We start from the raw sequence: 21,505 nt of genomic DNA, 5'->3' as shown, positions 1-21,505 counted from the left end.
CCCGGCAGCCTACCGGCGTTCAGAGGTCGGCGATGACCGCCAGGTGCCCCTTGCGCCGGCTGACCGCCGGCTCGGGCGCCGCACCCACATCGGGGCCCAGCCCAGCCACCCGGACGGCGTGGGCCAGGGCGAGCAGGTCGTCGGTGGAGGGACCCTGGTCGACACCCGCATCGGGCAGCCGGATCACCTCCCAGCCGCGCGGCGCCGACAGGTTCTCACCGTGCACCGCGCACAGGTCGTAGCTGCCGGGCTCGGCGCGCAGCGCCAGCGGCCCCAACACGGCGGTGGAATCGGCGTAGGCGAAGGTCAAAGTGACGACGGCTGGCGCTGAGCACCCCGTCCGGGAACACGACCGTGACCTCACCCGCGTGACACTACCGGCTGACCCCCCTGACGTCGCGCAACCGACGCGCCACCCTGCACGTCGGGTGGAGGGTTGGTCCGCGCCGCACTGGCTAGCCTTGCCCCATGTCACACCGCCGGGAACGTCACGGCCGCGGCCTGCGCGGGCCGTTGGCGCTGCCCAACCCGCTCACCGGGGCGCCCGTCCCCCTGCGCAGCCGGCCCCAGCGGGCCGAGTATTTCACGGCCTGCGTCAGCCAGGCCGTCGGCCGGGTGTCGGCCAACTGCCCGCAGGCCCTGATCGGGATCGACGTCGGGGTCGAGGACGTCCCGGGTGCGGTCAGCGGCTGGAGCCGAGACCGGGTGCCGCTCGCGGCGGCCGTCGGCCGGGAACCCGACCGCAACGGCCAGGTGGTGTTGTACCGGCGTCCGTTGGAGCACCGGGCGCGGACCCGCAAGGGGCTGCGCATCCTGGTCTTCCGGACGCTGGTCGAACAGTTGCACGCGCTGACCGAGATTTCGCTCGAGGAGCTGGACCCGGAGGGTTGGGCCACCGACGACGACTGGGACTGACGGCGCCCGCAGGCGCTCAGCCGCCGATCCTCGGGTCGTGCCGGATCTCGGGAAGGTCCGCCGCGGCCGCACCCGAGACCATCGCCAGTGACGCGGTGCCCACCAGGTCGTTGAGCCGGGCCCGCACGGCGACCGAGGCGTACAGCACCCCCGGGGTCTCCGGTTCGACCCGAACCAGGGCGTTCGTCAGCCGGGGCAGCGGCACCCGCGCCTGGGCGAGCGCGGCCATCTCCACGCTGCGTTGCCGCAGCACCGTGCCGTCGAGGGCGGTGACCGTGATCCTCGCGCGGGCGGGCTGCTGCCCCGCGTTGCTCAGCATCAACGCCGGGGTGACCGCCCGGCCCGCGCTGAGCGCGAGCACGCCCGGGCCGGCCAGCGGCGTCGTGGCGACCTGGGCGGAGAACTCACGCTCGCCCGCCGCTCCGCCGTTGCCGCTCAGCACCGCGGCCGCCACCGGCTGTTCAGAGGTCAGCAGCAGCCCGACCGGCGAGCCGGCCAAGGCCCCGTCGAGCGGCACGCTGCGGCTGGTCTGCGGCGGCAGGTCGATCGTCTCGACGCCGGGGACCGCGGTCGGGCCGTCGGCACCCAGCACCTGCAGGGTCACGGTGGCCGTGCGGTCCCCCGGGTTGACGACCACCAACTCGCGGCCGCCACCCCCGGCCGGCACTCCCGGCACCACGACGGACGTCGAGGGCTCGGCCGCGGCCGGCAGCCAGTCGGCGCCGGACGGCACCGCGTCGTCCCGGATTCGCTGCCTGACCACCGCCGACACCCGGCCGGACGACGTGGCGAGCCGGATCGACACCGGTTGCTCCAGGCTGAACACCGGGCCCAGCGGCAGCACTCGCCGGGAGTGCGCGTCGACGATCACGCCGCGTGACCCGGGTGCGGTCACCCGGCCCTCGGGCCCGTAGACGGTGAGGTCGACGCTGGCGTCCTGGGCGTCGCTGTTGATCAGCTCGACCTCCGCGACGGCGCCCGGCCCCGAGCGGACGCCGGCGAACCAGGCGCTGGTCAGCGGCCGCCCGCAGGAGACCATCGACAGGCCGCGGTCCTCACCGGTGCCGACCGCGACACGGCTGGTGGCCGAGAGCTCGTCCTGCCGTGGCGCGGACACGATCAGCGGGTCGCCGGTGGCCGGCAGCACCGCCAACGATCCGCTGATCGGCGACGTCCGCTCGGGCGTCGCCAACGCGGCACTGGCCAGTTCGGCCTGGGGGGAACCCGCCGCAACGGTCGTGGCGCTGTCCGAGCCGGGCACCACCGGGCAGGCCACCGCCTCCCGCGCGCGGTCGTCGTCGGGAACCGCGACGGCGGCGAACTGCTGGACCGGCACCGCAGCGGCACCCACCAGGGCGAGGACCAACGCGACCGCCACGGCCGCGGGCATTATCAGCCGCCTCATCGCCGCCTCCCGGTCCGGGGAGCGGCCAGCACCGCCAGCACCACCAGCCCGCCCAGCTGCGCCAGCGGCCAGGCCGGCCCGTCGCCGGCGAGCCCGTAGTGCAGCACGCCCCTGGCGGTGCCGAGTTCGAAGCCCTGGCGTCCATCGGCGAGCGTCACCGGGGTGAGCGGGCGGCCGTCGACGGTGGCCCACCACCGCGGGTCGGCCACCTCGGCCAGCACCAGCCTGCGGTAGTCGCCGCCCGGCCCGATCGTGAGCCCGTCACCGGTGGCCTCCACGCGGGCGCTCTCGACGACCGCGCGTGCCCCGCCCGGCACCGACCAGGTGGCACCGGCATCGTCGCCGGTGCCGATGCCCAGCCCGGGCACGTTGCCGATCGCCGTGCGCAGCTCGGCGTCGCTGCCGCCCAGCCACACGTAGCCGACCCCGAGCCGCACCAGATCGGCGGTCAACTCGTTGTCGCCGCTGCCGGACAGCAACCGGTTCACCACCGACGCCGCCACCCCGCTCTGCGGTTCGACGGTTCCGGGCAGCCCGCGCTCGTCCTCACCGAGCCGCGGCAGGTCGCCCTCGAGCAGCGACCAGGTGATCCGGTCCGGCCCGCGTTCGATGGCCAGGGTGCGCACCGGGGCGTCCGCTGTCATCGCCACCCGGACGAACGGCGGCAGCGCATCCGATCGGGTGCGCTGCAGGCCCTCGGCGCCCTGCCAGCCCCACCACACCGCGCCCGTCCCGACAGCCGCCACCGCCAGCACCGTCATCGCGAGCACCGCCGCGTGCCAGGCGCCGAGCGTGTGGTGCCGCAGTTGGGCCGCCAGCCCGGTCAGCCCGTTCGCCGCGGCCAGTGCCAGCCCGCCGAGCATCAGCACCAGCCAGGGCAGCGCCTGTGGCCGGGCCTGCACACCCGGGGGCACCCACACCACCAACCGTGACAGCAGCACCGCCGCCAGCAGCCCCGCCGCGGCGACGGCGAACCCCGGCCAGGCCCGCCGCGGCCGGCGCCACAGGCCGAGCAGCGCCAGCAGCCAGGCGGTGCCGGTCACCGCCGCGCACACCCACAACGGCGCCGCGGTGGCGGTCCCGGTCGGGTGCGCCAGCGCCAGCAGCCACGGGTCCGGGACGCCCGTGCCGGCCAGCGCCGGCGAGGGCGAGGTCAGGAAGCGTCCGGGGAACTGCCACCAGGCGAACCCGGCCGGACCCAGCCCGACCAGGCCGGACGCCGCCACCAGCAGCCACTGCAGCGCCCCCCGCAGGCTGCGCACCCCGCGGGCCGTCAACATCACCAGCAGCACCAGCGGCCAGGCCGGCGGCAGCGCGGTGACCGCGAGAGCCAGCCACAACGCGATCGCCCCGGCACTGCGCCAGCTGTGGTCCTGGACCCAGGCGATCAGCGCGTGGGCCAGCAGCGGCAGTAACACCGCCCAGGCCAGCACGCCGAGCCAGCCGCCGCCCAGCGCACCCACCAGCACCGGCGACAACGCGTAGCCCAGGGCTGCCAGCAGGGCCGCCGGGCCCTCGACCTGCTGGGCCCGCAGCGCCCGCAGTGCCAGCAGCCAGGCGAGCGGGACGGCGACGAAGACCCCCGCCGTGACCAGCCATTCCACCTGTCCGAACGTCACCAGGGAGGCGAGGGCGGTGCCGCCCAGCCACGGCGGCCCGGCCAGGCTCGCGGCGCCGGCGACGGGATCGAGCCAGGCCTGCACCAGTTCGGTCCAGCTCTGCTGCGAGACCAGCAGGCCGTCACCGACCAGCCGGCCCTCGCCGACCAGGCGGCGGCCGGCGACCACCGCCGTCAACCCCAGCACCCAGGCCCCGACCGACAGCGGCGACAACCGCTGCAACGGGCCCCGGGCGGAGAAGTCGTCGCCGGTCAGCTCGTCCAGCGACGTCCGGTCCTCGTTGTCGGCCAACTGCGTCCAGGCCTCGGCGGCGCGGGCCGCGGCGCGGTCCAGGGCGGCCGCCAGCAACTGCCGACGGGTCGGGGTCAGCCCGGCCAGTGCCGCTCTGTCGACACGGCGTCCGGCCAGCCGGGCGCGGGCGTCGGGGTCGGCCAGCCAGCGCCGCACGCCGCGCAGTTCGGCGGCGGCGCCGGCGGCGTCCTTGCCGAGCAGGAAGCCCAGGGCGGCCAGCACGCTGCCGACCAGCAGCCGCAGCCTCGTCCACACGCCGCCGGCCGCGGCGGCGATCCGCAGCTCCCAGGCCCGCAGCTCGACGGCGTCCACCGGCTCGGACGAGGTCCGCACCACCCTCGCCGCCGGCTCGGCGATCACCCGCATGCCCAGAGAGTTGATCCGCCGGCCGAGTTCGACGCCGGCCAGCGCGTCCGGAACCCCGGTGAGTACTCCCGGCGCCTGCTGCCACGCGTCGCGGCTCACCAAGGCCCCCGCCAGGTCGACGCCCAGGACGAGCTCGGTGCTCAGCTGGCCCTGGTCGGGCTCACCGGCCTCGACGGCCGGCACCACCCGGCCGCCCGGGGTGGTGGTCAGCCCGCAGGATTCCACCAGGTCGACCCGGGCGCGCCGGCGCCGCAGCACCAGCAGGGGTCCGGCGACGGCGTTCCGGGGGGCATCGGACGCCGTGGCGAGCAGCTCTTCGAGGGCGTCGGGTGCGGGTTGCACGGCACAGGGGAACAGCCACAGCCAGCGACCGGTGGCGCGCTCGGCGGCCTCGGCGAGGGTGTCGGCGACGATGACCTCGTCGGGCTGCACGGTCTGGGCCGCCAGCAGCGGCCGCATCCTGTCGGCTGCGTCGGTGAGCACCAGGGCGCTCACCGGGTGGGCCGCCAGGTCGAGCTCGCGCGGCTCACCATCGGCGGTCAGCCAGGCCCAGGGGTCGGTCACGCTGCCCTAGGGTAGTCGCGCTCGGCTCGGTCACCGGCGCCGCGATGCACCGATGCGAGCACGCTCAGACGGCGCGCTTCTTCAGCTTGCGGCGCTCGCGTTCGGACAGCCCGCCCCAGATGCCGAAGCGTTCGTCGTTGCCCAGCGCGTACTCGAGGCATTCGCTACGCACGTCGCAACTCTGGCAGACCCGCTTCGCCTCGCGGGTGGAGCCACCCTTCTCGGGGAAGAATGCCTCGGGGTCGGTCTGAGCGCACAGTGCGCGCTCCTGCCAACCGAGCGCACCCTCGTCGCCTTCGTCAAACTCCAGAGCCACCAGCTCATGCATGGCTTTCCTCCTCGACCCGGTGCAGCCCGGTTGAACTACATGGAGGAAATTACATGCTTGTCGTTCCACTAAGTCAACCCGGAGTGGTGCTAATTTCCTCCGCCTTCGCGGCGCCGGGGCTGCCATTTGCTCTTCGGAGCGGGTGACGGGGCGATCTCCGGAGCCTTTGCGGCAGGTTCGGACGCCGTCGGCTCGTCCGCGGCGCCGACGTCCGGACGCGCCCCACTGGCCGCTTCGCGGGCGCTGCGCCACGCCGTCCCGGTGGCCTTTTCGGGACGCCACACCGGCTGGTTGCGCGGCTTGTCGGGCGCGTGCTCGACCTCGGGCACCGCGGGCGCCATCTCGAACCGGCCGGAGCTGACGCCCCGCACCAGGATCCACAACACCCCGGCGGCGACCGCCTTGAGTGCCACGTCGAGCAGGCCGCCGAGGATCTCCATGATCACGCCGAAGGCGTTGGCCGAGGCGGCCAGGCCGAGCAGCAGGCAGACCAGCTGCAGCAGCGTGCCGATCGCGATCACCCAGGCCGACAACTTCGCCAGCCGGACGGCGTGGCGGGTCGCCGGCGGCACGAACAGGCAGGCGCACACCAGGCCGACCAGGGCCAGCACCAGCGACAGGTTCATGATCGACTGGCCGATCTCCTGGAAGGCCGCGAACACCTGGGTCTTCTCCCAGAACACCAGCAGCGCGAGCCGCACGATACCCAGCACCAACGACGCGCTGATGATCGCCAGCACCGCCCAGGTGACCGGCTGCCGGATGCGTTTCAGATTGTCGAGCACGGCCGGCCTTTCGGGGTGGAGGGGACGCGGCGGTCAGGCATGCTTGTCGCCCGCCTCGGCGCGGACCAGGGCCACCAGCTCACGGATCCGCTCGGCCGAGTCGACCGGAGCCACCATGGTGATCTCGGCGGTGGTCACCACGACCAGCCCCGAGCAGCCCAGCAGCCCGATCAGGTGGTCGTCCCCGGCGGTGTTGATGATGACGTTGTCGGCGGAGTCCAGTCGGACCGACGCCCCGATCAGCGCGTTGCCGGCGGCGTCGTGGGTGAGGATCTCGGCCAGCGAGGCGTAGCCACCGACGTCGCGCCACTGCACCGGCAGCGCCACCGCGACCACGTGCGCGGTGCCGGCACCCGCTGAGACCGGCTCCATGATCCCGTAGTCGACCGACGTCTTGTGCAGGGTCGGGAAGATCTCGGCCAGCCGCCCCGGGTGCGCGGCCAGGTCGAGCACGGCGGCGTGGGTGACCGGGTGCAGCGCCTTCAACTGCTCCAGGAAGGTGCTCGCCCGCCACACGAACATGCCGGCGTTCCACCAGTACTCGCCCGAGGCCAGGTACTCGCTGGCCGTCACCAGGTCGGGCTTCTCGCGGAACTCCAGCACCCGGTGGGTGTGCCCGTAACCCTCGATCGCCTCACCGCGGTGCAGGTAGCCGTAGCCGGTGTGCGCACTGGTGGGGACCACCCCCAGCGTGACCAGCGCGGACGCGTCGGTCTCTGCGACCTCGAACGCCTCGGCCAGGGTGTCGGTGAACACCGCCACCGGCTCGATCAGCTGGTCTGCGGTCACCTGGGCGATCACGGCGTCCGGATCACGGGCGGCGATCACCGCGGCCGGCCAGGCCACCGCGTTCAACGAGTCCCGGCCCTCCGGCTCGCCGAGGATGTTCCGTGCCGGGACCTCGGGCAGCTCGGCCGCCACCTGGTCGGCGTAGGCGGCACCGGTGCAGACCAGCACGCGCTCGGGCGGCACCAGGTCGCCGAGCCGCTCGAAGGCGATCCTGAGCAGGGACTTGCCCTCGATCAGCCGCAGGAGCTGCTTGGGGGTGCCCTGTCGGGACAGCGGCCACAGCCGAGTTCCGGAGCCGCCGGCCATGATCACCGCGAAGCGCATGGCATGACGATATCGTCCGGCTCCTACCATGCAGGGCATGGACATACCCGTGGCCGTGGCCGCCCTGCAACGCCGGGCGCGCAGCGCCGGAGCCGACCCGCTGCTCACCCACTACGACCTGGCCGGCGGCGGCCGCACCGAGCTGAGCGCGACCACCTTCGCCAACTGGGTGGCCAAGACCGCGAACCTGATCGAGGACCTGGGTGCCGACTCGGGCCGCGTCGCGCTGCCGCTGGCGAGCCGCCGGCCCGGGCACTGGATGACGCTGCTGTGGCCGCTGGCGGCCTGGCAGCGCGAGTGCGTCGTGGAACTCGCCGACGACCCGGACGCCGACGTGGCGGTCATCGGGCCGGACGATCCGCGTCCGGTGGTGCCGGGAGCGACCCTGGCCTGCTCGCTGCACCCGCTCGGCATGGGACTGCGCGACCTGCCGACGGGCGTGCTCGACTTCACCACCGAGGCCCTGGCACAGCCCGATCGGGCGGGCAGCCTGCCCGCCGCCGCGAACGCCCCCGCCTGGATCGACGGCACCGCCGTGCTCTCGCACGCCGAGGTGGCCGCCGTCGAGCCGGTCGCCGATCGCGTCCTGGTCCGTCCCAGCGATGCGCTGGGCACGCTGCGCGCGGCGATCCTCGCCCCCCTGCTCGGCGGCGGCTCGGCGGTGGTCGTCGAGGGGGACGCCGACGACGCGCGGCTCGTCGCGATCCGGGCCGCGGAGCGCTGCGTGGAATGATGACGGCGTGAGTTCCGCCCCGCTGTCCCCCGAGTTCTCGCGCCGCGCCGCCTTGCTGGGCCTGGGCGGCGTCCTGCTGGCCGGCTGCAGCCGCGGCGTCAGCGTGCCGGCACCGTCGCCCTCGCCCACCGGGACCGTCCGCCAGCAACTCAAGGCGGCGCTCACCGCGATCGCCGAGGGTCAGGAGCTGCTGGGGGCCTCGGTGGAGGACCTGCGCACCGGTGCCACCTGGAACTTCCGCGGCGGCTTCGCCAGCCAGAGCGCCTCGATGGCCAAACCGATGATCGTGTCGATGGCGCTGCGCAAGGCGCGTGCCGACAACCTGGAGCAGCCGCTGCCCGCCGAGCGGGCGGCGCAGGCCGAGAAGGCGATCCGCAACTCGGACAACGACTCCGCCGACGCCCTGTGGGCGTGGGCGGGTGGCCGGGAGGCCTACGACGCGCTGGCCGGCGACCTGACGCTGAAGCACACCCACAGCTCGGCGGAGAAGGACTTCTGGAGCTGGACGTGGACGACCCCGAACGACCAGCGCTCGTTCGTCCGCCAGCTGGTGCAGGGCGGCACCGACGCCCTCACCGACAGCGAACGCCAGTACCTGCTGGGGCTGATGGGTCAGGTCGAGGACGACCAGGCCTGGGGCGTCGGCGCCCCGCGCAGCGGCTCGGTGCAGGTGCAGCTGAAGAACGGCTGGGTGCAGTTCGCCTCCACGGACAATCTGTGGGCGGTGAACTCGATCGGGCACGTGTCGGGCGACGGCCGCGACTACCTGCTGACGATCATGACCCGGACGACCACCTTCGACCTGGGCCGCGCCTACTGCAACGCGATCGGGCAGTGGGTGTTCGACATCCTGGGCACCGGCGAACTGCGCTGAGCCGTCGGCCGGCCGGCAGGCGCGGCGTCAGCTGACGGTGCAGACCGAATCGAGGTCGTCGGCCTGGGTCTGGCTCGTGGTCGACTGGTTCGACGGCCTGGCGCTCGCCGAGCCGGACCCGTCGGGGCTGGCGGTCTTCGGCTGGTCGCCCTTGTCGTCCTTGGCCTCGGAGGCGGCGATCTTGGTCGCCACCACCTCGCGGATCTTCGCGAAGTCGGGCTTGACCGGCAGGATCAGCGGCGGCGCGAAGCTGACGCTGCTCAGCGGCAGGGACCTGCCCCGCTGGGCCAGGTCGAGCAACGTGCCGAGCTGCGAGGTCGGCACGTCGGTGGCGACGATCTCCTCACCCGCCTTGGCAATCTCCTGGAACTTGGTCAGCACCGTCACCGGGTTGAGCTGCTTGACCATCGCGTTCAGCACGCACTTCTGCCTGGCCATCCGCTCGTAGTCGGTGGAACCCTCCCGCGAGCGGGCGAACCACAGCGCCTTGTAGCCGTCCAGGTGCAGATCCTTGCCGGGCCCGATCCAACCGGTGATCGGGTACTTGCGGCCGGTGGTCAGGTCGGTGCCGCCACCGATCGGCACCTTGCGGGCGACGTCCAGGGTGATGCCGCCGACGGCGTCCACCAGCGTCTTGAACCCCTTCAGGTCGACCAGCGCGTAGTAGTTGAGCTCGAGGCCGAGGATGTTCGAGATGACCTCCATGGTGGCCTCGATCCCCGCGTTCTTCGACTTCGGGTACAGGTCCTTGTGGTTCATCCCCAGTGTGTAGACGGCGTTGAGCAGGCAGGACTCGTCCTTGCACCAGTACCCGTTGGGATACAGCTTCTTCAACGGCGAGGAATCCGGGAACGGCGCCCACTGCAGGTTGCGCGGCAGGCTGAACAGCACCGTCCGGCCGGTCTGGGCGTCGATGCTGGCCACGATCATCGTGTCGGGCCGCAGCCCCTCGCGGCCCTCGCCGGCATCGCCGCCGAGCAGCAGGACGTTGTAGCGGCCCTGGTTGCTGGTGTCGTCGCCACCGCCCCCGAAGACATTGCCGAACAGCCGGCTCTGCGCGTCGAAGGCGGCCGCCAGGTTCCACGAGCCGAAGCCGACGGCCAGGGCGAGCACGAACGCGACGGCCGGCACGATCACCCTGCCCCTCGCCGACAGCGCGGCAGGGTCGCCCAACCGCCACGCGTTGATGAACAGCAGCACCCAGCCGGCGCCCAGGACCAGGCTCGCCCAGCGCAACAGCTGCAGCGTGATCGGATTGGCGTACAGGCCGATCGCGAACGAACGGAAGGTGAGCAGCAGGACGCCGAACAGCACCGCCAGCGCGATCAGCGTCAGCCAGATCCGGAAGGCGAACCGGCCGATGCGTTCGTTGCCGCCGGCGAGCTGGGCCGAGCCGGGCACGACCAGGGTCATGCCGAGCAGCGTCAGGCCGCGGCGCAGAGCGACGCCCTGGCTGCGAACCTGGGCGTCGAGAAGCGGGGAAGTCACGGCGGTCACCGAACAAGTATTGCTACCGTCGCCAACGGCCCCCGACCCGGCTCGCCGGGACGGGTCGCAACGACGCCGGTCAGTCGCCGCGGACGCGGGCGCCCTTGGCCCGGGCTGCATCGCGCAGCTCGACCTGGAAATCGAGCATCCGCTGCTGCAGGTCGGGGTCGGCCGCCGCCAGGATCCGGACGGCGAGCAAGCCGGCGTTGCGGGCGTTGCCGACCGCCACGGTGGCCACCGGGACGCCGGCCGGCATCTGCACGATGGACAGCAGCGAATCCATCCCGTCGAGGTACTTCAGCGGCACCGGGACGCCGATCACCGGCAGCGGGGTGAGCGCGGCCAGCATGCCCGGCAGATGGGCGGCGCCGCCGGCGCCCGCGATGACCACCCGGAGTCCACGCGTGTGCGCGGCCCGGCCCCAGGCCACCATGTCCTCGGGCATCCGGTGCGCGCTGACCACGTCGGCCTCGTAGCCGACGCCGAACTCGGCGCAGGCGTCCGCGGCGGCCCGCATCACCGGCCAGTCCGAATCGGACCCCATCACGATGCCCACCTGCGGCTGCTGCGTGGCGTCGGTCATGACTGCACTCCCATCAGATGGTCGGCGGCGGCCTGCGCGCTGCGGGCGGCCGATTCGGCGTCCGGCCCGACGACGGTGACGTGCCCGACCTTGCGGCCCGGGACGACGCTCTTGCCGTAGAGCTGGACGCGCGCGCCGGGCTCACCGGCCAGCAGTTCGGCCTGCGCCTCGAGCAGGTCGTCGCGGGCACCGCCGAGCACGTTCACCATGGCCGCGTGCGCCTCGCGCTGGGTCGTGGGTCCGAGCGGCAGGTCGGCCACGGCGCGCAGGTGGTTCTCGAACTGCGAAGTGGCGGCGCCGTCGATGCTCCAGTGGCCGGTGTTGTGCGGTCGCATCGCCAACTCGTTGACCACCACCGACCCGTCGGCCCGCTGCATCAGTTCGACGGCGAGGATGCCGGTGACGCCGAGCTCGGCCGCGATGCGCAGCGCCAGTGCCTCGATCTCGGCGGACTGCTCGCGCGACAACCCGGGCGCCGGGGTGAAGGTGTGGGTGCAGATGCCGTCGGTCTGCACCGTCTCGGAGACCGGGTAGACCCGCTCCTCACCCGAGGGTCGCCTGGCCACCAGCACGCTCAGCTCGCGACTGAAGTCGATGAACTCCTCGGCCAGGATGGCAACCCCCGGCTTCAGCGCCGCGAACGGCTCGGCAGCGGCGTGGGGCCCGTCGATCTTCCAGACCCCCTTGCCGTCGTAGCCGCCGCGCGACGTCTTGGCGATCACCGGCCAGAGCGTCCGCTCACCGAACGCGACCAGTTCGGCCGGGTCGGCGACGACGGCGAAGGCCGGGCAGGGCACGCCGAGCGCGGACAGCCGCTCGCGCATCACCACCTTGTCCTGAGCGTGTACCAGGGCGTCCGGGCCGGGGTGGACGCCGACGCCGCGCTCGAGCAGGCCGCGCAGGATGGGCTGCGGCACGTGCTCGTGGTCGAAGGTGACCACGTCGCAGCGCCGGGCGAAGTCGTAGACGGTGGCGGGGTCGGTGTAGTCGCCCACGGTCACGTCGGCGACCACCTGCGCGGCCGAGACGTCAGGCCCTTCGGCGAGCAGCGCGATCCGCACGCCGAGCGGAATGCTGGCCGCGTGCATCATCCGGGCCAGTTGGCCGCCGCCGATGATGCCGATCGTCCGCACAGTCACATTCCGAACACTAGTGTGAGCGGCATGACGCGGCACATCGTGGCCATGGGCGGCGGCGGCTTCTCGATGTCTCAGTTCGGCGAGCCGACCGCGCTGGACCGTTACCTGATCGGCCTGACCGGTCGGGCGCATCCTCAGGTCTGCTTCGCCCCGACGGCCGCCGGCGACGACGCCGGCTACATCCACCGCTTCCTCACCGCCTACGGGTCGCTCGGCGTCCGCACCTCGGTGCTGACCCTGTGGCAGGACGCCGCGGCGTCCATCGACCGGCTCGCCGAGGCCGATCTGTTGTTCGTCGGTGGCGGCAGCACGGTCAACCTGATGGCGCTGTGGGAGGCGCACGGGGTGACCGACGTGATCCGGCAGCGCTACGGCGACGGAGCCCTGGTGCTGGCCGGCATCTCGGCCGGCGCGTGTTGCTGGTACACCGGCTGCGTGACCGACAGCTTCGGCGACCTGCGGCCCTGGCTCGGCGGGATGGGTCTGGTCCGGGGCAGCTTCTGCCCGCACCTGGACGGTGAGCCGGAACGCGATCCGATGTTCACCGCGGCGATCGCCGCCGGTGACCTGCCGGGCGGCTATGCCGCCGACGACGGGGCCGGGGTGCACTACGTCGACGGCGTCCCGGCGCACTTCATCGCCGAGGCCGAGGGCCATGCGGTGTACCGGGTGTTGCCCAACGACGTCCCGGGGCCGACGGTGATCCGGGAACCGCAGCAGATGACGCTGCTGGCCTGAGCCGCACCGGCGGCGGGTCAGGACTTGAAGATCACGGTCCGCTGCACCACGAAGTTGACCGCCGTGGCGATGCCCTGGGCGACCACGAAGCCGATCAGCTGCGCCCAGTTCATGTTCGGCAGGAACTCCGCGCCGAGACCCACCGACACCAGCCATGGGTACAGCGGGGTGAAGATGCCGACCTGCAGGACGAAGGTCAGTGCGTACAGGGCCATCACGGCCGCGAACTTGCGCCGCGACCCGTCGGAGTTGAAGGTCCAGCGCCGGTTGATCAGGTAGGCGGTGGTGGTACCGGCGATGAACGACAGGATCTTCGCCGGCGTGTGATCGAGGCCGAAGGCCATCAGCACCACCAGCAGCCCGTAGTCGACGATCGCCGACAACCCGCCGGTGAGCACGAACCTGACCAGTTGGGTGCGCAGCGACAGCCGCGGCGAGAGCGCCTCGGTCACCGCGTCCGCGCCCCGAACAGCAGGTTCGAGACCTCAACGCCCACCTGTTCGACCTTGGGGACGTCGTGCAGCACCACCGGCGCCTCCGCCGACGTGGTGAACACCAGGGACCCGCAGCCGAAGATCCGGTCGGACAGGCTGCGCTGGTAGGCGACATTGGTGATCCGGTTCACCGGGACGTCGTGGCCGACCTTGTTGATGATGCCGGCCCGGGTGATCAGCCGGTGCGTGGTCAGGGTGTAGGTGGTGGTCCGCCAGCGCAGCACCGGGAGCAACCAGGCCGGGACGGCGAGCAAGCCGGCCAGCAGGGCGACCGTCCAGCCCGACCAGGGCCGCCAGTCCACCGGCAGCACGGCGAAGAGCGCACCGCCCAGGCCCGAGATCAGCAGCAGCCACAGCGTCGGGCCGATCATGGTCTTGCCGTGCGAGCGCAGGTGCAGCAACTCGTGCTCACCGTCTCCGAGCAGTTTGGCCGGCAATCCCATGCGGACCATTATGTCGGGGCCCGCGCGAGGGTCCGTGGTTGCATGGGGGCATGCCCGTTCCCCTGCTCGTCTTCCTGCACGGCCTCGGCCAGACGCCGCCCTACTGGCAGCACCAGGTGACCGCCCTGCCCGCCGGCACCAGGGCGGTGGCGCCCTGGCTCGAGGGCCTGCGCCCGGGACGCCCCGGCGACTTCGACCTCGACCGGGCCGCGGACGCCGTACTCGGCCAGCTGAACCGGTTCGGGGTCGACCAGGTGGCGCTGGCCGGCGCCGGTCTGGGTGCCTCGGTGGCCGTGGCGGCCGCCGGCCGCTCCCCCGCGGCCGTCTCGCACCTGGTGCTGACCGACGTCCCGCCGAAGGCGCCGAAGCTGGCCGGCCTGGTGCAGCGGCTGGCCGTACTGGCGATGCCGAAGGGACGCCTCGCCGACGCCGGGCTGGACCGGGCGAGGATGCTGGCGCTGGTCCGGGCCGCCTCGGGCATCGATCTGGGCCACTGGCTGCCCGCGGTGACCGCCCGGACGCTGGTGCTGGCCGGGGCCGCCGACCAGGCGGGGGCGCGTGCGGCGTCCGAACTGGCCGGGAGGATCAGCGGCGCGCGGCTGGAGACGATAGCCGGCGAGGGCGCCGATCTGCCCCGCACGGCGACGGCGGCGTTCAACGACGCGCTGTACGGATTTCTCGACGATTGAAACGTGGAAGAATCGGCCGGTGCGCGCCTACCGGGAGATCCTGACCATTCCCGGTGCCTGGCAGTTCAGCGCGGCCGGCCTGCTGGCCCGCGCGGGCGGGGCGATGATGGGCATCGGCCTGGTGCTGATGGTCTCGGCGCTGTACGGCAGCTACGGGTTGGCGGGTGCGCTGGCGGCCTCGAACGCCGTCGCCTGGGCATTGGGCACCGCGGCGCTGTCGAACCTGGTCGACCGGTACGGCCAGCGCCGGGTCATGTACCCCGCCGTGATCGTGTCCTGCGCCGCGCTGGCGCTGCTGGTGGTGTTCGCCGTGCTGCTGTTGCCGGCCTGGACCCTGTTCGCCCCCGCGATCATCTGCGGCGCCACCGGCGGCGCGCCCGGGGCGCTGGTCAGGGCCCGCTGGAACCATGCGGTCTCCAACGCCGACCAGTTGCACACCGCCTACTCGCTGGAGTCGACGCTCGACGAGGTGACGTTCATCGTCGGGCCGGTGCTGGCCACGTTCCTCTCCACCGCCGTGCACCCCGCCGCGGGGCTGATCGCCCCGGTGGTGCTGGCCCTGCTCGGTGCGCACCTGCTGTATTCGCAGCGGGCGACCGAGCCGCCGATCACGCCGCGGGCGGCGACCGCCGAGCCGACCCCGCTGCTGCGCCGGCTGATCCTGCTGGTGCCCGGGGTGGCGGCCGTGGTGGCGGTCAACCTGCTGATCGGTGCCGTGTTTGGCTCGATCGACGTGTCGGTGGTGGCCGCGGCCACCGAGTGGGGGGTGCGCGAGGCGTCCGGCCTGGTGCTGGCGCTGTTCTCGGTCGCCTCGGCGGCTGCGGGCTTCTGGTACGGCGCCCGGCTGTGGCAGGCCCCGCTGGTGACCCGGTTCATGGCCGGCGTGGCCGCCCTGTTCGTCGCCTGCTGGGCCCTGCTGTTCGCCGATTCGGTGCTGCTGCTGTGCCTGATCGGGCCGATGGTGGGCGTGACGGTGGCACCCACCCTGATCAACGGCAACTCTCTGGTCGCCGTGCTGGTCAGCCGCGACCGGCTGACAGAGGGCCTGAGCTGGATGGGCACCGGCATCGGCATCGGCGTGGCGATCGGGTCGAGCGCGTCCGGGCAGGTGATCGACCACGCCGGCTACCACGGCGGTTTCGTCACGGTTGCGGTGTTCGGCACCCTCGCCGCGGTGATCGCGCTCAGTGGACGCCGCGCGCTGCTGCGGGCCGGACCCGGGCGGTTGCTGCCCGGCGACTGAGCGCCCAGGCCAGCACCTCAGCTCAGCGGCCGCGCAGGCCCCGCAGGTAGGCGAGCTGGCCGACGTGCTGGGCGGCGTCGTCGACCACGCTGACCAGCCGGACGGCGACCGTCACCGGCGGGTCGTAGGACGCGTCGACCACCCGGCCCAGGTCGGCCGCCGACAACGACCGGATCACCTCGACGCTGCGGGCGTGGACGGCGGCGTAGTAGTCGAGCAGCACCTCGGCGCCGGTGACGTCGAACAGCGACACCTCCTGCTCGCCCATCCCGTAGCCCATCGCATGCGGCTGGTACGGGACGCCCGAGCGCCGGAACCACCCGTCGGCGAGCCACACCTGCTCACGGCCGGCCAGCTGCGCGAGCTGGGCGTCCTCCATCCGGGCCAGGTGCCAGGCGATCCAGCCGATCGAGTTGTTCCTCACCCCGTCCACCTCGGGACGCCACAGCAGTTCGGCGACGTCGAGGCCGCCGACGGCCTCGGCGTACAGCGGCGGAATGCGGCCGAAGGAGTCGAGCAGGATGTCGTGGGGGCGCAGTGTGCTGGTCACGACCCCGACGCTACCCCCGCTGGGGAATCCCGCCGGCCAGCATCCGCGCCCGCAACGAGTCGTAGATGGGCCGGCCCCTTCAGCAGCACCGCCGCAAAGAGTGCGGCCGCCGCGGCGGCGGACGTGGCTGTGGTGAGCGACGCAGTGCCCGACATCTCGATGATCAGCACCACCCCGGTCGGCGGGGCCCGCACCGTGGCGGTGAACAGCGCCGCCATGCCCACCAGGGCGAACGGGATCGGGCTGTCGCCCACCACGGCGACCACCGCCGCGCCGCCCAGGCCGGTCAGCACCTGATGGAAGATGGCCCCCCACAGCGGACCGAGGCCAGCAGGGGCGCGACAGGCCGCCCGGTGCATTCGCCGCGTACGACAGCGGACCGGCCAGGAACCGCACCGCGAAGTAGCCCAGCAGCACCCACAGCGACCACTGCTGCCCGTACAGCAACAGTTGGGCGATGTCGTCCCCGCCGCCGACCAGCAGCGGATCGAACCAGAGCAGCAGCCCGACAACGGCTCCGATGGCGGCGGCGCGTGCCCCGGCGGGGACGCGTGAGGCGTCCGAGCCCCTGAGCAGACCCATCGTGAGCGCGTTGTAGACCACGCCGAGACCGCCGCTGAGCAGGCCGACTCCGATCGCCGCGACGCCGGCGGCCACGCTGAACAGCGGCATCGCCCGGCGCGACCCGAACGGGTCGGACTTCGCTCCGAACTTGACGGCCACGGCCGCAGCCCAGGACAGCCGATCAGGTCAGGGGCGGGGGTTCTCGTGGTCCTGCGCCGGGTCGGCGTCGGATTCCGCTGACCCCGTCGACGGGGCCACCTCGGAGGCCTCCGGCTTCGGATGCGGCAGCAGGCGTGTGACGAGTTGCATGATCGCCACCACGACGGCGCCGACCACCAGGCCGATCACGGCGGAGACCGCGGTGTCGACCAGCCAGGCCAGGCTCTCGCCGGCGAACCCGGGCACGGCGTGCAGGATCGCCTCCTCGGCGTGATGCACCAGTTCGTAGACCGGGTGCCAGCCCAGGTCGTTCACCCCGATCAGCAGGATGTGCCCGCCCACCCACAACATCGCCACGATGCCGACGCTGGAGAGCACGGCCAGCACCTTGGGCATCGCCGCCACCAGGCCCCGGCCCAGCCCGGCCAGCCAGCCCGTGCGCTCGGTGGCCAGGTGCAGGCCGATGTCGTCCATCTTCACGATCACGGCCACGACGCCGTAGACCAGCAGAGTCATCGCCAACGCCACCACGACCAGGGTCACGGCCCGTGACATCAGCGGTTCGGACGCCACCTCGTTCAGGGCGATCACCATGATCTCGGCCGACAGGATGAAGTCGGTGCGGATCGCGCCGGCCACCATCGCCTTCTCGTCGGGACCGCCGACGACCGCCTTGGGTGTCGGTTCGTGGTGGCCGCCGCCGAACTTCTCCCAGACCTTCTCGGCACCCTCGTAACAGAGGTAGGTGCCCCCGACCATCAGGATCGGGGTCAGCAGCCAGGGCAGGAACTGACTGAGGAGCAGGGCGGCCGGCAGGATGAAGATCAGTTTGTTGCGCAGCGAGCCGACCGCGATCTTCTTGATCACCGGCAGTTCACGGTCGGGGCTGAACCCGTGCACGTAGCGCGGGGTGACGGCGGTGTCGTCAATGACCACGCCGGCGGCCTTGGCGCTGGCCCGGCCGGCGGCGGCGCCGATGTCGTCCAGCGACGAGGCCGCCAGTTTCGCCATCGCCACGATGTCGTCCAGCAGGGCGAAGAAGCCTCCGCTCACCCGTCACCACCTCATCCAGCCGTCGATTGAGCGCTCAGCCTAGCGGCGTGTCGGTGCGTCGCCACCGGATGGCGCCGGGCCGATCCGGATTGGGCACCGAGTTCGGTGCCCGATTTGGATCAACGCAGGTGGAACACGTCGCCGGCCGCGAAGGCGCGCCGGCCGGCGGCGGTGTCGACGAGCAGCCGGCCCACGGCGTCCACCCCGACCGCGCGGCCCTCGACCGAGGCGGTCGGCGATTCGAGCACCCGCACCGAGCGGCCGACGGTGTCGCAGTGCCGGGCGTACCAACTCGTCAGGTCGGCGCCGGAGGCCCAGCGACGGTAGGCGGGCTCGAGCGCGGCCAGCACCTCGGCCACCACCCGGGTCGGCTCGGCGTCGCAGCCCTCCAGCAGTAGCGACGTGGCGGTCGGCACCGGCAGGTGGCCGGCGTTCAGGGTGGTGTTGATGCCGATGCCGATCACGGCCGCGGCGGCGTCCGGCTCGGGGCCGAGCACCTTCTCGGACAGGATGCCGCACAGCTTGCGGCCACCGACCAGCACGTCGTTGGGCCATTTCACCTCGGTCCGGACGCCGAGTGCGGCCAGGGCGCCGGCCACCGCGACCCCGGTGACCAGTGGCAGCCACAGCCAGCGCTCCGGCGGCACGGCCGCGGGCCGCAGGAGCACCGAGATGGCAACCGATGAGCCGGGGGGCGCCTCCCAGCGCCGGGTGAAGCGGCCGCGTCCGGTGCTTTGATGGTCGGCCACCAGGACGGTGCCGGACGCCGCCCCGCGGCGGGCCGCGGCGGCCAGGTCGGCGTTGGTCGAACCGGTGGTCGGCACCGCCTCGACGGTGGTGTAGAGCCGGGCCGGGCCGGTCAGCTGCGCGGCCAGGGCGGCGGCGTCCACCAACGGCTGCTGCATGCCCGACAGCCTAGGGCTCTGTCGCCGCCGGCGCGGGCGCGCAAGAATGAGGCCGGGAGGTCATCGCGGACCTCCGGACAAGGGGATTCAGAATGAGTGCCGCTGACGAGATCATTGCCGACCTGCCGATGGACCAGCTGGCCCAGCAGCTGGGCACCGACCAGACGACCGCCGAACAGGCCGTCCGCGATGCGCTGCCCGCCCTGTTCGGCGGCCTGCAGACCAACGTCGCCACCGATGACGCCGGGCCGCAGAGCCTGGCGCAGGCGCTGACCCAGCACAGCGACCCGCAGTTCTTCGAGGGGGGCATCGACCTGAACCAGGTCGACACCGACGACGGGCAGGCGATCGTCCGGCACATCTTCGCCAACTCCCCCGAACAGGCGCAGGTGCTGCAGGCCAGTTCGGCCGGCGGTACGGGCGGCCTGCTGCAGAAGCTGCTACCGATCCTGGCGCCGATCGTGATGGCCTACATCGCCAAGAAGCTCAACATGGGCGCGAGCCAGCAGAGCGGTTCCACGGCGTCCGGCCAGGCGGGATCGGCCTCCCAGGGCGGCCTCGGTGACCTGCTCGGCCCGATCCTCGGCGGCATGTTCGGCGGCGCGGGCGCCGCGGCCGGATCGTCGGGATCGGCCGGTGGTGGCTTCGGCGACATCCTCGGTCAGATCCTGGGCGGTCAGGCTCCGCAGGCCACCCAGTCCCAGGCCGAGCAGGGCACCGGCCAGCAGTTCCCCGGCGGCGGACAGGCGCAGCAGCCGCAGTTCAACCCGACCGGCCCGGACGACGGGCAGGTCCGGATGCCGACCGCCGAGGAGAACCCGGCCGACGAGGGCGACCAGCAGCAACAACAGCGCTCCGACGGGGGGATCGGCGACATTCTGGGGGGCCTGTTCGGCCGATGAGGGTGGTTCTCGCCTCGGCGAGCCCGGCGCGGCTCGAGGTGCTGCGTCGGGCCGGGGTGACGGCCGAGGCGGTCGTGTCGGGCGTCGACGAGGACGCCGTCGACATCGACGACGTGGCGGCCCTGGCGCTGACCCTGGCCCGGCTCAAGGCGCAGGCCGTGGCCGACCGGCTGCCGCCCAGCGAATCGGACGAACTGATCATCGGTTGTGACTCGCTGTTGGAGTTCGACGGCCGGCCACAGGGCAAGCCGGCCGACGCCGCCGAGGCGGCTGCCCGGTGGCGCGCGATGCGGGGGCGCAGCGGCGTCCTGCACACCGGGCACCGGATCATCGTCCGGGCCGGCGCCGACACTCGCTCGGCCGAGTCCGTAGCGTCCACGGTGGTGCACTTCGCACACCTGGACGACGCCGAGATCGACGCCTACGTGGCCACCGGCGAGCCACTGTGGGTGGCCGGCGCGTTCACCGTCGACGGCCTGGGCGGGCCGTTCGTGACCGGCATCGAGGGCGATCACCACAACGTGGTCGGGCTCTCGTTGCCGCTGCTGCGCACGCTGCTGCTGCAGCTCGGCGTCGAGTGGACGCGGCTGTGGGCGTCGCCTACGGGCGATCCCCAGGGCCTGCGCTAGCCTTTCGGCGATGTCAACCAACGCCACAGTCGAAGTCAAGCGGTCGCCGTTGCCGGCCTGGCTGCGGGCGATGCGTCCCAAGCAGTGGGTGAAGAACATCCTGGTGTTCGCCGCCCCGGTGGCCGCCGGGGCTCTGTTCGATCCGCGGGTGCTGGTGAACAGCCTGTGGGCCTTCCTGGCCTTCTCGCTGATCAGCGCGTCGATCTACCTGATCAACGACGTCCGTGACGTCGAGGCCGACCGGCTGCACCCGAAGAAGCGGTTCCGGCCGATCGCCGCCGGTGAGCTCGGCAGCACCCCTGCGACGGTGCTGGCGGCGGTGACGATGGCGGCGAGCTTCGCCATCGGCTTCTGGGTGGCGCCGATGCTGGGCGTGACCCTGGCGGTGTACTGGGTGCTGCAGGTCGGCTACTCGATGTTCCTCAAGCACCAGCCGATCATCGACCTGGCGATGGTGTCGTCGGGGTTCCTGCTGCGGGCGGTCGCCGGCGGTGTGGCCTCGGGCATCGAGTTGTCGCAGTGGTTCCTGCTGGTGGCGTCCTTCGGCTCGTTGTACATGGTCGCCGGCAAGCGTTACTCGGAGATGAAGGAGCTGGGCTCCGAGGCCGGGACGCGGGCCGCGCTGGAGCGGTACTCGCTGAGTTACCTGCGCTTCGTCTGGGCGATCTCGTGCTCGATCGTGATCATGTCCTACAGCTTGTGGACGTTCGAGCAGGGCGAGTCGCAGTTGTGGGGGGTGCCGTGGACGACGATCTCGATCGTGCCGTTCGTGCTGGCCCTGCTGCGCTACGCCATGGACATCGACGCCGGCAACGCCGGCGAGCCCGAGGACGTCGTGCTCAACGACCGGGTGCTGCAGGCGCTGGCGGTGCTGTGGCTGATCCCACTGGGCGTCGGCATCTTCCTGGGCTGAGCGCCGCGAAACGGCCGGCA

At 72.6% G+C, this 21,505-nt stretch carries 24 protein-coding genes and 1 pseudogene; 9 read left to right on the top strand and 16 right to left on the bottom strand.

Features of this window, described 5'->3' with window-relative positions; translation table 11 throughout:
• Positions 1-19: 19 nt before the first annotated feature.
• Positions 20-364, bottom strand: a complete 345-nt coding sequence (locus OIE40_RS03500; protein ID WP_264700111.1) for a DUF3499 domain-containing protein — start codon at positions 362-364, stop codon at positions 20-22.
• Positions 365-468: 104 nt separating this feature from the next.
• On the opposite strand from OIE40_RS03500, the gene OIE40_RS03495 reads away from it, so the two are divergent.
• The gene (locus OIE40_RS03495) at positions 469-915 is read left to right on the top strand and encodes a metallopeptidase family protein (protein WP_264700109.1); all 447 of its coding nucleotides are present in this window, start codon (positions 469-471) and stop codon (positions 913-915) included.
• A gap of 16 nt (positions 916-931) precedes the next feature.
• On the opposite strand, the gene OIE40_RS03490 is transcribed toward OIE40_RS03495, so the two are convergent.
• From OIE40_RS03490 to OIE40_RS03470, 5 genes are all read right to left on the bottom strand, one after another.
• A complete protein-coding gene (locus OIE40_RS03490) occupies positions 932-2,320 on the bottom strand; it encodes a DUF5719 family protein (RefSeq protein WP_264700107.1) in 1,389 nt (462 codons plus the stop codon).
• Positions 2,317-5,160 (bottom strand): hypothetical protein, encoded by a 2,844-nt coding sequence (locus OIE40_RS03485; protein ID WP_264700105.1) that lies wholly within the window; start codon positions 5,158-5,160, stop codon positions 2,317-2,319. The genes OIE40_RS03490 and OIE40_RS03485 overlap by 4 nt, the downstream gene beginning before the upstream one ends.
• 64 nt (positions 5,161-5,224) lie before the next feature.
• A complete protein-coding gene (locus OIE40_RS03480; protein WP_264700103.1) occupies positions 5,225-5,488 on the bottom strand; it encodes a WhiB family transcriptional regulator in 264 nt (87 codons plus the stop codon).
• Positions 5,489-5,577: 89 nt separating this feature from the next.
• Positions 5,578-6,273, bottom strand: coding sequence for a hypothetical protein (locus OIE40_RS03475; RefSeq protein WP_264700101.1), 696 nt, complete (start codon positions 6,271-6,273; stop codon positions 5,578-5,580).
• A 33-nt stretch (positions 6,274-6,306) separates the two neighbouring features.
• Positions 6,307-7,386: a mannose-1-phosphate guanylyltransferase gene (locus OIE40_RS03470; RefSeq protein WP_264700100.1), complete on the bottom strand. Its 1,080-nt coding sequence runs from the start codon at positions 7,384-7,386 to the stop codon at positions 6,307-6,309.
• Positions 7,387-7,423: 37 nt separating this feature from the next.
• Between OIE40_RS03470 and OIE40_RS03465 the strand changes: the two genes are divergently transcribed.
• Both OIE40_RS03465 and OIE40_RS03460 read left to right on the top strand, forming a co-directional pair.
• Positions 7,424-8,119 (top strand): TIGR03089 family protein, encoded by a 696-nt coding sequence (locus OIE40_RS03465; protein WP_264700099.1) that lies wholly within the window; start codon positions 7,424-7,426, stop codon positions 8,117-8,119.
• Between the two features lie 7 nt (positions 8,120-8,126).
• Complete coding sequence (locus OIE40_RS03460; protein WP_264700098.1) at positions 8,127-8,993, top strand: class A beta-lactamase-related serine hydrolase; 867 nt, start codon at positions 8,127-8,129, stop codon at positions 8,991-8,993.
• A gap of 27 nt (positions 8,994-9,020) precedes the next feature.
• On the opposite strand, the gene OIE40_RS03455 is transcribed toward OIE40_RS03460, so the two are convergent.
• The 3 genes from OIE40_RS03455 to OIE40_RS03445 all read right to left on the bottom strand — a co-directional run bounded on the left by OIE40_RS03455 (position 9,021) and on the right by OIE40_RS03445 (position 12,203).
• The gene (locus OIE40_RS03455) at positions 9,021-10,490 is read right to left on the bottom strand and encodes an LCP family protein (protein WP_264700097.1); all 1,470 of its coding nucleotides are present in this window, start codon (positions 10,488-10,490) and stop codon (positions 9,021-9,023) included.
• Positions 10,491-10,560: 70 nt separating this feature from the next.
• Complete coding sequence (gene purE, locus OIE40_RS03450; protein WP_264700095.1) at positions 10,561-11,064, bottom strand: 5-(carboxyamino)imidazole ribonucleotide mutase; 504 nt, start codon at positions 11,062-11,064, stop codon at positions 10,561-10,563.
• The gene (locus OIE40_RS03445; RefSeq protein ID WP_413774450.1) at positions 11,061-12,203 is read right to left on the bottom strand and encodes a 5-(carboxyamino)imidazole ribonucleotide synthase; all 1,143 of its coding nucleotides are present in this window, start codon (positions 12,201-12,203) and stop codon (positions 11,061-11,063) included. Before OIE40_RS03445 ends, purE begins: the two co-directional genes overlap by 4 nt.
• 24 nt (positions 12,204-12,227) lie before the next feature.
• Here OIE40_RS03445 and OIE40_RS03440 point away from each other — a divergent pair, with 24 nt between their 5' ends.
• Entirely contained in the window at positions 12,228-12,941 is a 714-nt protein-coding gene (locus OIE40_RS03440; protein WP_264700093.1) for a Type 1 glutamine amidotransferase-like domain-containing protein, read from the top strand.
• A gap of 17 nt (positions 12,942-12,958) precedes the next feature.
• Here OIE40_RS03440 and OIE40_RS03435 read toward each other — a convergent pair whose 3' ends face one another.
• Both OIE40_RS03435 and OIE40_RS03430 read right to left on the bottom strand, forming a co-directional pair.
• Positions 12,959-13,393 carry a GtrA family protein gene (locus OIE40_RS03435; protein WP_264700091.1) on the bottom strand — a complete coding sequence of 145 codons (435 nt, stop codon included), beginning with the start codon at positions 13,391-13,393 and terminating at the stop codon, positions 12,959-12,961.
• Positions 13,390-13,878, bottom strand: a complete 489-nt coding sequence (locus tag OIE40_RS03430) for a PH domain-containing protein (RefSeq protein ID WP_264700090.1) — start codon at positions 13,876-13,878, stop codon at positions 13,390-13,392. The genes OIE40_RS03435 and OIE40_RS03430 overlap by 4 nt, the downstream gene beginning before the upstream one ends.
• A gap of 50 nt (positions 13,879-13,928) precedes the next feature.
• Between OIE40_RS03430 and OIE40_RS03425 the strand changes: the two genes are divergently transcribed.
• The gene (locus OIE40_RS03425; protein WP_264700088.1) at positions 13,929-14,567 is read left to right on the top strand and encodes an alpha/beta fold hydrolase; all 639 of its coding nucleotides are present in this window, start codon (positions 13,929-13,931) and stop codon (positions 14,565-14,567) included.
• 19 nt (positions 14,568-14,586) lie between these two features.
• Positions 14,587-15,810, top strand: a complete 1,224-nt coding sequence (locus OIE40_RS03420) for an MFS transporter (protein ID WP_264700086.1) — start codon at positions 14,587-14,589, stop codon at positions 15,808-15,810.
• 22 nt (positions 15,811-15,832) lie between these two features.
• Here the strand turns inward: OIE40_RS03420 and OIE40_RS03415 are convergent, their stop codons facing one another.
• The 5 genes and pseudogenes from OIE40_RS03415 to OIE40_RS03400 all read right to left on the bottom strand — a co-directional run bounded on the left by OIE40_RS03415 (position 15,833) and on the right by OIE40_RS03400 (position 19,041).
• Positions 15,833-16,360 carry a mycothiol transferase gene (locus tag OIE40_RS03415; RefSeq protein ID WP_264700084.1) on the bottom strand — a complete coding sequence of 176 codons (528 nt, stop codon included), beginning with the start codon at positions 16,358-16,360 and terminating at the stop codon, positions 15,833-15,835.
• Positions 16,357-16,719: a chloride channel protein gene (locus OIE40_RS03410; RefSeq protein WP_264700082.1), complete on the bottom strand. Its 363-nt coding sequence runs from the start codon at positions 16,717-16,719 to the stop codon at positions 16,357-16,359. Before OIE40_RS03410 ends, OIE40_RS03415 begins: the two co-directional genes overlap by 4 nt.
• A pseudogene (locus tag OIE40_RS16990) lies at positions 16,706-17,083 on the bottom strand (chloride channel protein); the annotation flags it as partial. The pseudogene OIE40_RS16990 and the gene OIE40_RS03410, both read right to left, overlap by 14 nt.
• Before the next feature lie 27 nt (positions 17,084-17,110).
• Positions 17,111-18,136, bottom strand: coding sequence for a DUF808 domain-containing protein (locus tag OIE40_RS03405; RefSeq protein WP_264700080.1), 1,026 nt, complete (start codon positions 18,134-18,136; stop codon positions 17,111-17,113).
• A 119-nt stretch (positions 18,137-18,255) separates the two neighbouring features.
• The gene (locus OIE40_RS03400) at positions 18,256-19,041 is read right to left on the bottom strand and encodes a biotin--[acetyl-CoA-carboxylase] ligase (RefSeq protein ID WP_264700078.1); all 786 of its coding nucleotides are present in this window, start codon (positions 19,039-19,041) and stop codon (positions 18,256-18,258) included.
• A gap of 92 nt (positions 19,042-19,133) precedes the next feature.
• Here OIE40_RS03400 and OIE40_RS03395 point away from each other — a divergent pair, with 92 nt between their 5' ends.
• The 3 genes from OIE40_RS03395 to OIE40_RS03385 are packed head-to-tail and all read left to right on the top strand — an operon-like array spanning position 19,134 to position 21,485.
• Entirely contained in the window at positions 19,134-19,943 is an 810-nt protein-coding gene (locus OIE40_RS03395; RefSeq protein ID WP_264700076.1) for a DUF937 domain-containing protein, read from the top strand.
• Positions 19,940-20,572 (top strand): Maf family nucleotide pyrophosphatase, encoded by a 633-nt coding sequence (locus OIE40_RS03390; RefSeq protein WP_264700074.1) that lies wholly within the window; start codon positions 19,940-19,942, stop codon positions 20,570-20,572. Before OIE40_RS03395 ends, OIE40_RS03390 begins: the two co-directional genes overlap by 4 nt.
• Positions 20,573-20,582: 10 nt before the next feature.
• On the top strand, positions 20,583-21,485 hold the full coding sequence (locus OIE40_RS03385; protein ID WP_264700072.1) for a decaprenyl-phosphate phosphoribosyltransferase: 903 nt from the start codon (positions 20,583-20,585) through the stop codon (positions 21,483-21,485).
• Positions 21,486-21,505: the final 20 nt, after the last annotated feature.

This window comes from Micropruina sonneratiae (genome assembly GCF_025972045.1).
Classification (GTDB): Bacteria; Actinomycetota; Actinomycetes; order Propionibacteriales; family Propionibacteriaceae; genus Micropruina; species Micropruina sonneratiae.
This window is presented reverse-complemented; position numbering and strand designations above follow the sequence as displayed.